The following is a 9722-nucleotide window of genomic DNA, read 5'->3' on the forward strand; positions in this document are numbered from 1 at the left end:
GCGGCCGCGGCTCGGTGCGGCCCGTGGAAGCGGTGCGGCTCAGATCGGGTACGGGTTCTCCGCGTGCAGCGCCTTCTCCACGATCTGCCGCACGTCGGTGTCGGAGAACGTCGTGGGGAGCGGCAGGCCGAGGTCGTCGAAGAAGGTCCGCACCTGGTCGTTGGTCGGGTTGTTGTCGAGTGCGCGCGCCTGGCCCAGTTCGATCTTGCGGGCCTGGTTGCGGCTCTGCTGGAGTTCGACGCTGTAGTAGCGGTGCAGCGGGTGGTTCTCGGTGACGAGGAGGCCGGGCCGCGCGCGGTCGTCCTGCGTGATGATCAGGCGGGACTGCGAGACGTCGAAGCGCAGCGTCGGCGCGGTGGACGACAGGTAGAGGTGCACGGTCATGCCGGGCAGGCGCTGGAGGTGCCAGCCCGCGGCGAGGACGGTCGCGTAGGACTCCTTGCTCGTCCGCTCCTCGGTCCACGCCTCCGGGTCGTAGGAGCCCTCGGTCGTCGCGTACGAGCGGCGGAAGCGCGCGTAGGCCGCGCAGGCGCGGTGGTCGGCGGGGTCGACGATGTCGATCGTGAAGGTGAGGTTCGAGCGGTTGCCCCGGGCGCGTTCCACGCACTCCGGCAGCGTCACGGCACGCAGGTACGTGCCCGTACCGCCCTTGAAGGCCCAGAAGTCGCTGCGCTCGCGCGCCTTGCGCAGCTCGGCGCCGATCTCGCTCCCCGTGAGCGAGCGGACCATCTGCATCCCCTCGAAGGCGCGCTGGATGTCGTGGACGGCCTCGGCGAGGTGGTCGTCGCGGCGGCGCTGACGCAGCGAGCCCGCGGCGATCGCGCCGAGCACGAGGACCGTGGCCCCCGCCGTCGCGTCCTCGCCGAGCGCGTCCCCGAACAGGTCCATCACGCCGACGGTGATCGCGCCGAGCACCGCGAGCAGCAACTCCAGGTTCCGCGCGATCCAGTTGAGCAGCCTCTCCAGGCGCCCCGGCTCCCCCGGTCCGCCAGCCATGGTCCCCCCGTCGTCCCCCGTCCGCTCCGGCCCGACCGATGGTAGGGCCGGGGTGGCGAGCCCACCAGGACGCCTTTTCAGCCGCGCGGAGGTACGGGGCGGGGGTGCAGGGGGGCGGATGCGGGCCCGCGATCACTGCGGCCCGGTCCACGACGGGCACGGCTGCGGCGGGGTGGGGCGGAGCGGTCGAGTCGATCGGCACGACCCGGCCCCGCACCCGGGCCTTCCCGCCGCCCCGCGACCTCGTTCGCCCGGTCCGAGGCCCCCCACCCACCGCCGCACCCACCGCCGCGACGCCCGGCGCAGAGGCGAGGTGAAGCAGCGAATGAACATCACATGACCTGGACTACTGACAATCCGCATACGCCGGGGTACCGTCACCCGCAGTTCACCCGTGTGGACTACACCACTTCTCCTCTCTTTACTCGGATCGTCCGGCACGTTCCTGCCGGTGAAGGGGGCCCGCAATGGCCACTGTGACGTTCGACAAGGCAACCCGCATCTACCCCGGCGGTACCAAGCCCGCTGTCGACCAGCTCGACATCGCCATCGAGGACGGCGAGTTCCTCGTCCTCGTCGGCCCCTCCGGCTGCGGCAAGTCCACCTCGCTGCGCATGCTCGCCGGCCTGGAGGACGTCAACGGCGGCGCCATCCGCATCGGCGACCGCGACGTGACCCACCTGCCCCCGAAGGACCGGGACATCGCGATGGTGTTCCAGAACTACGCGCTGTACCCGCACATGACCGTCGCCGACAACATGGGCTTCGCGCTCAAGATCGCCGGCGTCAACAAGGCGGACATCCGGAAGAAGGTCGAGGAGGCCGCGAAGATCCTCGACCTGAGCGAGTACCTCGACCGCAAGCCGAAGGCGCTCTCCGGTGGTCAGCGCCAGCGTGTCGCGATGGGCCGCGCGATCGTCCGCGAGCCGCAGGTCTTCCTCATGGACGAGCCGCTGTCGAACCTCGACGCCAAGCTCCGTGTCTCGACCCGTACGCAGATCGCCTCGCTCCAGCGCCGCCTGGGCATCACGACCGTGTACGTGACGCACGACCAGGTCGAGGCCATGACCATGGGCGACCGCGTCGCGGTCCTCAAGGACGGTCTGCTCCAGCAGGTCGACTCGCCGCGCAACATGTACGACAAGCCCGCCAACCTCTTCGTCGCCGGCTTCATCGGCTCCCCGGCGATGAACCTCATCGAGGTCCCGATCGCGGACGGCGGCGTGAAGTTCGGCAACTCGGTCGTCCCGGTCAACCGCGACGCGCTCAAGGCCGCCTCCGACAAGGGTGACACGACCGTCACCGTCGGCGTCCGCCCCGAGCACTTCGACGTGCAGACCGAGGGCTCCGGCACCGGCCTCTCGAAGGACGCCCCGGCCGGTCTCCCGGTCACCGTCAACGTCGTCGAGGAGACGGGCGCCGACGCGTTCATCTTCGGCACGGTCGAGATCGGCGGCGAGACGAAGGACCTGGTCATCCGCGGCAACTCCCGCGCTGTCCCGGCCAAGGGCGAGGTCCTCAACGTCGTCCCGCGCGCCGGCGAGAGCCACGTCTTCGCGACCTCGACGGGCGAGCGCCTGAGCGACTGACGCCGGACGCCTTCACTCGTACGGGTGCACTACCCGCCTGTACGGGCCGCGGAGGCAACCACGCGCCCACGGGCCCCGTCCTTCCCCGCAGAGGGGAGGACGGGGCCCTCGCCGTGTCCACACCCGGGCGAAGCGCCCCCGCCCCGACCTGCGAAGTCAACTTTCATACCCACGAAACACCGGATTACCTCACTCGATAGAGTGACTAAATGTCGCTATATCAGCACGGAGCGCTACGCTACCCGGCGTGAATTACACCGCCCGCCGCATCGGCCGAACGCTCGCCCTCGTCCTGCCCGTCGTCCTGGTGCTCTCCGGGACGCTCGCCGTGACGCACGTCAGCTGGACGACCCAGGGGGCGAGCGACTCCACGCTCACCGCCTCCGCCTCCGACGCCTCCTCGCCCGCCCACGCGGACACGGACGCGAAGAACAAGCGCCGCGCCCCCGAGGAGGTGCTGCGCACGAAGCTCCTCACCGAGCTCCAGGAGAAGGACCCGGGCATCGCCCTCACCCATCTCCAGCAGGCGATCCACGAGCGCCCCTCGCTCGCCAAGCACTGCGTCTCGCTCGCGCGCTCCCTCGGCGAGGCGGCGGTCCGCGCCTACGGCCCGAACCGCGCCCAGTCCTTCGCCCGCCCGGTCTGCGACACGGCGTACGCGACCGGCGTGGCGACGATGCAGGGCTGACGCGAGGCACGGCGGCGACACGGGCCCCGGCACGGACCCGGCACGGGACGACGACGCCGTACGGGCCACGGTCGGCCGGTAGGCCCACGCCTCGGCGTACGGGCCACGAGTCGGCCGGTACGGGCGGCGCGATGGCCGGTACGGGCCGGACGGCGGCCGTGCGGGGCCGGTGGCCCCGTGACGGGCGACCGCCCCCGCCCCGCGCCGCCCCTCCCCCGTACAGTGCCGTCATGAGCGAATCGCACGCGCGCCCGGGCACCGACGGGGGCACCGTTCCCGCCTGGCCGGCCGGGGCGCCCCGCCAGGCCGTGATCCTCGCCGGCGGCCAGGGCTCCCGGCTGCGCCCGTACACCGACGACCGGCCCAAGCCGATGGTCGAGATCCCGGGCACGGGCGTGCCGATCATCGGCCACCAGCTGGACTGGCTCGCGCGCGAGGGCGTGACGGACGTCGTCGTCTCCTGCGGCCATCTCGCCGACGTGCTCATCGCCTGGCTCAAGCAGACCGACCTCCCGCTGCACGTCGAGACGGTGATCGAGCCCGAGCCGCTCGGCCGGGGCGGCGGCCTCAAGTTCGCCGCCGCGCGCCTCCCGCACGCGGACGAGCCCTGGTACGCGACGAACGGCGACATCTGGACCCGCTTCGGCCTGCGCGCGATGGCCGCCTTCCACGCCGAGCGCGCCGCCGTGGCCACCCTCGCGCTCGCGCGCCCGCGCCTGCCCTGGGGCGTCGTCGAGACGGACACCTTCGGGCACATCAGCGACTTCGTCGAGGCCCCGCCGTCCCCGTACTCGGTCAACGCGGGCGTCTACGTGCTCTCCCCCGCCTTCACGAGCCTGCTCCCCGAGCGCGGCGACCACGAACGCACCGCCTTCCCCCGCCTCGCCCGCGAACGCCGCCTCGCCGGCTACCCGATCCCGCAGGGGGCCTACTGGCGCGCGATCGACACGGCGAAGGACCTGAAGGAGGCGGCGAAGGAACTGGCCGGGGAACGGGGCTACGAGTCATGACGATCCGGGCCGCGCGCCCCGCCGACCTCCCCCTCCTCCAGCGCGTCGAAGTGGCCGCGGGCGCGCCCTTCCGCGAGATCGGCATGCCGGAGATCGCGGACGACGATCCCCCGCCGCTCACGACCCTGGAACACCATCGGGAGAGGAGCCTGGCCTGGGTGTCCACGCTCCCGGACGACTCCCCCGTGGCCTACCTGATCGCGGACAGGGTCGAGGGGTACCTCCACATCGAACAGGTCTCGGTGGACCCGGCCCACGCCCGCCAGGGCCTGGGCCGCGCCCTGATCGCCCACGCGGCGGCCCACGCCCGCGCCGAGGGCGCGCGGGCCCTGACGCTGACGACGTTCGCCGAGGTCCCCTGGAACGCCCCGTACTACGCCCGTCTCGGCTTCGAGGAGTACCCGGCCTCCGAACTCCCGCCGGGCCTTCGGGAGATCCGCGCCCGGGAGGCGGCGGCCGGGCTGGACAGGTGGCCCCGGACGGTGATGCGGCGGGGGCTGTAAGGCCCGGTACCGTGCGTCCCGGACCGCGCCTTTGGGCCCGCGGAGGCGCCTTCGGGCCCGCGGAGGCGGGTTGCCCGCGCCGACGCGGAGAGGGGCCCACCCCGACGGGTGGGCCCCTCTCCGCGTCACGCGACCGTGTGCCGGTGCGGTGATCAGGTCTCGTCAGGCGGGCCGGTACGCAACCGGCCCGCGGTTAGCCGAAGAGGCCGCCGAGTCCCTGACCACCCCCGCTCTCCGGTTCCTGCCCGTCGCCCGAACCACCGCTCTGCGGGGCCGAGTCGGCCGGGGACGAGCCCTGGGTGCCACCGCCGGAGCCCGAGGCCGGACCGCCGCCCCCCGTGGACGAGGGGGCCTGCTGCGGCGCCCGCTGCGGAGCGGGCGGGGCCTGCGGGGTGTCGCCCGGCGTCGTGCCGCCGCCCTGCGCGGGCGTCTGCGGCGACGTGCCGTCCTGCGCGCCGCCCGAGGACCGCGCGGGCGCCGAGGTGGGGGCGCTCGGCGCCACCGAGGACGAGGCGGCGGGCGAGGAGGGCTTCGCCGAAGGCGAGTTCCCGGGCTCGCGGCTCGCGGGATCGCGCGGGAACGGCGAACCGGGCAGCTCGTTCCGGGGCCGCTCGCCGGGCCCCGGCGCCGTGATGCGGTCGGCGTCCCGTACCGCCGCGCCGAGCATCGCCCCGACGAGCAGCGTGCACCCGATGACGACGAACGCGAGCACCGAGCCGCGCCGCAGCACCCGTCCGCGCAGCGCCGCGAGCGAGGCGCGCGGCCCGAGCGCGCGCCAGGCACCCGAGGCGAGCCGCGCGTCCACCGAGTAGACCGGCGCACCCGCGATGACGAGCGGGCTCCAGGCGGCGAGGTAGATGAAGTCCGGCGCGTCGTACGCCGGTACGGTCCGCCAGGTCACCGTCACGAGCAGCGCCGCCGAGAGCGCGACACCGGTCGCCGCCGCGAGCCGCTGCCACAGCCCGAGCACGGTGAGCACCCCGGCGATGACCTGGAGGAACGCGATCGAGAGCCCGGCACCCACGGGGTGCGAGAGCGCGAAGTCGCGCAGCGGCTCGGCGAGCGCCCACGGGTGCAGCGACGTCAGCCACTTCACCATCGAGCCGCGCTCGCCGCCGTCGAAGTACACGGGGTCGCAGAGCTTTCCCATGCCCGCGTAGATGGAGATGAGCCCCAGGAAGACCCGCAGCGGCAGGAGCACGACGCCGAGGTTCAGGCGCCGGCCGGGGTAGTACCCGTGCCGCGCGTTGTCCTTGCGGCCGCCCGTACGGGGCCGGTCGTCGACGAGCGGAAGCTCGCCCGTCGGCACGCCGCCGTACCGCGCCCCCTCCTCCTCGAACGCGTTCCCCGAGCCGCGCATCCGGGGCAGCAGCGCCGTCCCGGGCCCGCCCGCGGCGGCGAGGGCCCGCGTCTCCACGAGCCCGGGCGCACGGAGGGCCTGCGTCTCGTCCGCTCCGTACGCGGGAACGGCCTGCGTCAGCTCACCGGTCTCGCCGTCCTCGCGCGGCGCCTCACCGTGCCGGAGCCCGGTCGTCCGCACGGCTTCGAGCAGCCCCGTCGCCGCGGTGTCCCCGGGCCCGGAACTGCCGTCCCACACAACGGGCTTGCGCCGCGCAACCCCCGTACCCACGACGGGATCGCGCCGCGTGACAGCGGCCCGCGCGGCGGCCACGCGTGAGGAAGCCCGGGCGGTGGAGGGAAGCTGCACACGGAAACTCGCGTGATTGACGATCACCTGCGCCGGATCACTGGCCACCTTGACCATGGCCAGCAAGGGGGGTTCGTCGAATCCCGCCGAGGTTCCCCCGGTGGGATTGCGGGGTGTTCTTGTGTCCACACTCATCTAACCGAGTGACGCCCGCTTTGGACACTGCCTTGACGCCCACGATCTGCGCGCCACCGCCTCGCCCCGGCGAGGCGCGGCCCCGTCCCTCCCGTCGGGCCACCCGCGGACGACAGCCTCTTCTCCTCGTCGGAGAACGGAAGCGTCGGCTCGCTGGGGACGTCCCGTCCGGCCTCGCTCCCGCAGATGCCGTCCACGCCGCCCGAACCTGGCTTCGGAGTACGTCAGTTCGAGGAGTTCGGCGGCCCGCGACGCATCCCAAGTCACGCGACATGGCGGCGACGACGTGAAGATCCGCAGCGCCACGGAGCACACCTTTGCGCGCGACGGCCGTGACGCAACGCCCCGCGTGAGGGCCCCTCGGGGTGCCGCACCCACCGCGGAGGGGACCCTGCCGGGCGAAGCCCCCCGCTCCCGCGGCCGCCCGCCTACCGCCGCGCTCGGCGGGAGGCCGCCTCGTACATCACGATGCCCGCAGCGACTCCCGCGTTGAGGGATTCCGCGCCGCCCGGCATCGGGATGGAGACGCGGTAGTCGCAGGTCTCGCCGACGAGGCGGGAGAGGCCCTTGCCCTCGGAGCCGATGACGATCACGACCGGGCCGTCCAGCGCGGCGAGTTCGCCGACCGTGTGCTCGCCGTCCGCCGCGAGGCCGACGACCGTGATCCCGGCCTTCTTGTACGCCTCCAGGGCGCGCGTGAGGTTCGTGACGCGGGCGACGGGCGTACGGGCCGCCGTCCCCGCCGAGGACTTCCACGCCCCGGCCGTCATACCGGCCGCGCGGCGCTCGGGGACGACGACGCCGTGGCCGCCGAAGGCCGAGACCGAGCGGACGATCGCGCCCAGGTTGCGGGGGTCGGTCACACCGTCGAGCGCGACGATCAGCGGGTCGTCGCCCTCGTCGTACGCGGCGGCGGGCAGGTCCTCGGGGTGCGCGTACTCGTACGGCGGGACCTGGAGCACGAGCCCCTGGTGGTTGAGGCCGTTCGTCATGCGGTCCAGCTCGGGGCGCGGGGCCTCCATGAGGTGGATGCCGCCGCGGTCGGCCGCGAGCTTGAGGGCGTCGCGCACGCGCTCGTCGTTGTCGATGAACTGCTGCACGTACAGCGCCGTCGCCGGGACGCCGTCGCGCAGCGCCTCGAAGACCGGGTTGCGGCCCACGACCAGCTCGCTGCTCGACTTGCCGCGCCCCTTGGCGGCGGCGGTGCGGCGCTGCGTCTGCTTGGCCTTCGCGTTGGCGAGGCGGTTCTTCACATGCCCCTTGCGTGCCTCGGCGGGCGGCGTCGGGCCCTTGCCTTCGAGGCCGCGCCGGCGCTTGCCGCCGCTGCCGATCTGCGCGCCCTTCTTGCCGGACATGCGTCGGTTGTTCGCGGCCATCGTTCTACCTGTTTCTGCTGGTGCTGCGGGGGTCCCTGGGGCGGTGCGCACCCGTGTGCGCGGGGGGACGCACCCCCCAGGGTACGGAAAGTGCCGGGCCCGCCCCGAATCGCGGGCCCGGCAGGGGGTCAGCGGGGGCCGAGCGTCCAGCGCGGTCCCTGCGGACTGTCCTCGATCACGAGACCGGACTGCGCGAGCTGGTCGCGGATCGCGTCCGCGGCCGGCCAGTCCTTGCGGGCCCGCGCCTCCTCGCGCTGCTTGAGCACGAGCCGTACGAGCGCGTCCACGACGCCGTGCAGGTCCTCGGCCTGCTCGCCGCCCGTGGCCCACCGCGCGTCGAGCGGGTCGAGCCCGAGGACGCCGAGCATGGCCCGTACCTCCGCGAGCCGCGCGACCGCCGCTTCCTTGTCGTCGGCGGCGAGCGCGCTGTTGCCCTGCCGCACGGTCGTGTGCAGCGCGGCGACGGCCTGCGGCACGCCCAGGTCGTCGTCCATGGCCTCGGCGAACGCCGGAGGCACCTCGGCGGCGGGAGCGACCTCGCCCCCCGCCAGCTCGGTGACGCGCTGCACGAAGCCCTCGATCCGCCCGAAAGCGGCCTCGGCCTCGGCGACGGCCTCCTCGCTGTACTCGATCATCGAGCGGTAGTGCGGGGTCGCGAGGTAGTAGCGGAGGACGATCGGCCGCCACCGCTTGACCATCTCGCTCACGAGCACGGAGTTGCCGAGCGATTTCGACATCTTCTCGCCGCTCATGGTGACCCAGGCGTTGTGCACCCAGTACGTGGCGAACTCGTCGCCGTACGCCCGCGACTGGGCGATCTCGTTCTCGTGGTGCGGGAAGATCAGGTCGAGGCCGCCGCCGTGCACGTCGAAGGCGGCGCCGAGGTACTTGTGCGCCATGGCCGAGCACTCCAGGTGCCAGCCCGGACGGCCGCGGCCCCACGGGGTCTCCCAGCTGGGCTCCCCGGGCTTGACGGCCTTCCACAGGGCGAAGTCGCGCGCGTCCCGCTTGCCGGTCTCGCCCTCGCCGGAGGGCTGGAGCAGATTGTCCAGCTCCTGGTGCGACAGCTCCAGGTAGTCGGGGAACGAGCGCACGTCGAAGTAGACGTTGCCCCCGGACTCGTACGCGTGACCGCGCGCGATGAGCGTGCGCATCATCTCGATCATCTCCGTGATGTGCCCGGTCGCGCGGGGCTCGTACGAGGCCGGCAGGCAGCCGAGGGCGTCGTACGCGGCGTTGAACGCGCGCTCGTTCTCGTACCCGATCGCCCACCACGGGCGCCCCTGCTCGGCGGACTTCTTGATGATCTTGTCGTCGATGTCGGTCACGTTCCGCACGAAGGTGACCTCGTAGCCGCGGTAGGCGAACCACCGCCGCATGATGTCGAAATCGAGCCCGGAGCGGATGTGCCCGATGTGCGGAGCGCCCTGCACGGTCGCACCACAGAGGTAGATCGAGACGCAGCCCGGCACGAGCGGGGAGAAGTCACGGATCTGCCGGGCGCGGGTGTCGTACAGGCGAATAGTCACGGGGTCCAGGGTAGACGGCGCGGGGCCGTGCTGGGGCCGGACGGCGGAGGCGAAGAGACGGCCCGGGAACGCGGACAGCAACCCGCCCGCCCCCGGGGCGCCCCACCCCCACGGCAAGCCGCCGCCTGCGACGCGCCGAACGCCGCGACGGGGCGGCCAGTCCGGCGGCGATGCGGGAAGGGCGGGGG

The 9722-nt window shown here is 73.3% G+C and carries 8 protein-coding genes; 4 read left to right on the plus strand and 4 right to left on the minus strand.

The genetic code is table 11. The features are described from left to right. Nucleotides 1-39: 39 nt before the first annotated feature. On the minus strand, nt 40-996 hold the full coding sequence (locus IF99_RS0123640; protein WP_030999047.1) for a hypothetical protein: 957 nt from the start codon (nt 994-996) through the stop codon (nt 40-42). Nucleotides 997-1463: 467 nt separating this feature from the next. On the opposite strand from IF99_RS0123640, the gene IF99_RS0123645 reads away from it, so the two are divergent. From IF99_RS0123645 to IF99_RS0123660, 4 genes are all read left to right on the plus strand, one after another. After that, nucleotides 1464-2585, plus strand: coding sequence for an ABC transporter ATP-binding protein (locus IF99_RS0123645; protein WP_030999049.1), 1122 nt, complete (start codon nt 1464-1466; stop codon nt 2583-2585). A 247-nt stretch (nt 2586-2832) separates the two neighbouring features. Next, complete coding sequence (locus IF99_RS0123650) at nt 2833-3273, plus strand: hypothetical protein (protein WP_030999051.1); 441 nt, start codon at nt 2833-2835, stop codon at nt 3271-3273. 230 nt (nt 3274-3503) lie between these two features. Continuing rightward, nucleotides 3504-4283: a nucleotidyltransferase family protein gene (locus IF99_RS0123655; RefSeq protein ID WP_037827433.1), complete on the plus strand. Its 780-nt coding sequence runs from the start codon at nt 3504-3506 to the stop codon at nt 4281-4283. Next, nucleotides 4280-4786 (plus strand): GNAT family N-acetyltransferase, encoded by a 507-nt coding sequence (locus IF99_RS0123660; protein ID WP_030999055.1) that lies wholly within the window; start codon nt 4280-4282, stop codon nt 4784-4786. The genes IF99_RS0123655 and IF99_RS0123660 overlap by 4 nt, the downstream gene beginning before the upstream one ends. 193 nt (nt 4787-4979) lie before the next feature. On the opposite strand, the gene IF99_RS0123665 is transcribed toward IF99_RS0123660, so the two are convergent. The 3 genes from IF99_RS0123665 to cysS form a co-directional block, all read right to left on the minus strand. Next, the gene (locus IF99_RS0123665) at nt 4980-6551 is read right to left on the minus strand and encodes a DoxX family protein (protein ID WP_078655238.1); all 1572 of its coding nucleotides are present in this window, start codon (nt 6549-6551) and stop codon (nt 4980-4982) included. A gap of 506 nt (nt 6552-7057) precedes the next feature. Next, nucleotides 7058-8005, minus strand: a complete 948-nt coding sequence (rlmB, locus tag IF99_RS0123670) for a 23S rRNA (guanosine(2251)-2'-O)-methyltransferase RlmB (protein ID WP_030999058.1) — start codon at nt 8003-8005, stop codon at nt 7058-7060. Between the two features lie 128 nt (nt 8006-8133). Then, nucleotides 8134-9534, minus strand: coding sequence for a cysteine--tRNA ligase (cysS, locus tag IF99_RS0123675; protein ID WP_030999060.1), 1401 nt, complete (start codon nt 9532-9534; stop codon nt 8134-8136). Nucleotides 9535-9722: the final 188 nt, after the last annotated feature.

The sequence above is a fragment of the Streptomyces sp. NRRL F-5630 genome (genome assembly GCF_000719475.1).
Taxonomy (GTDB): Bacteria; Actinomycetota; Actinomycetes; order Streptomycetales; family Streptomycetaceae; genus Streptomyces.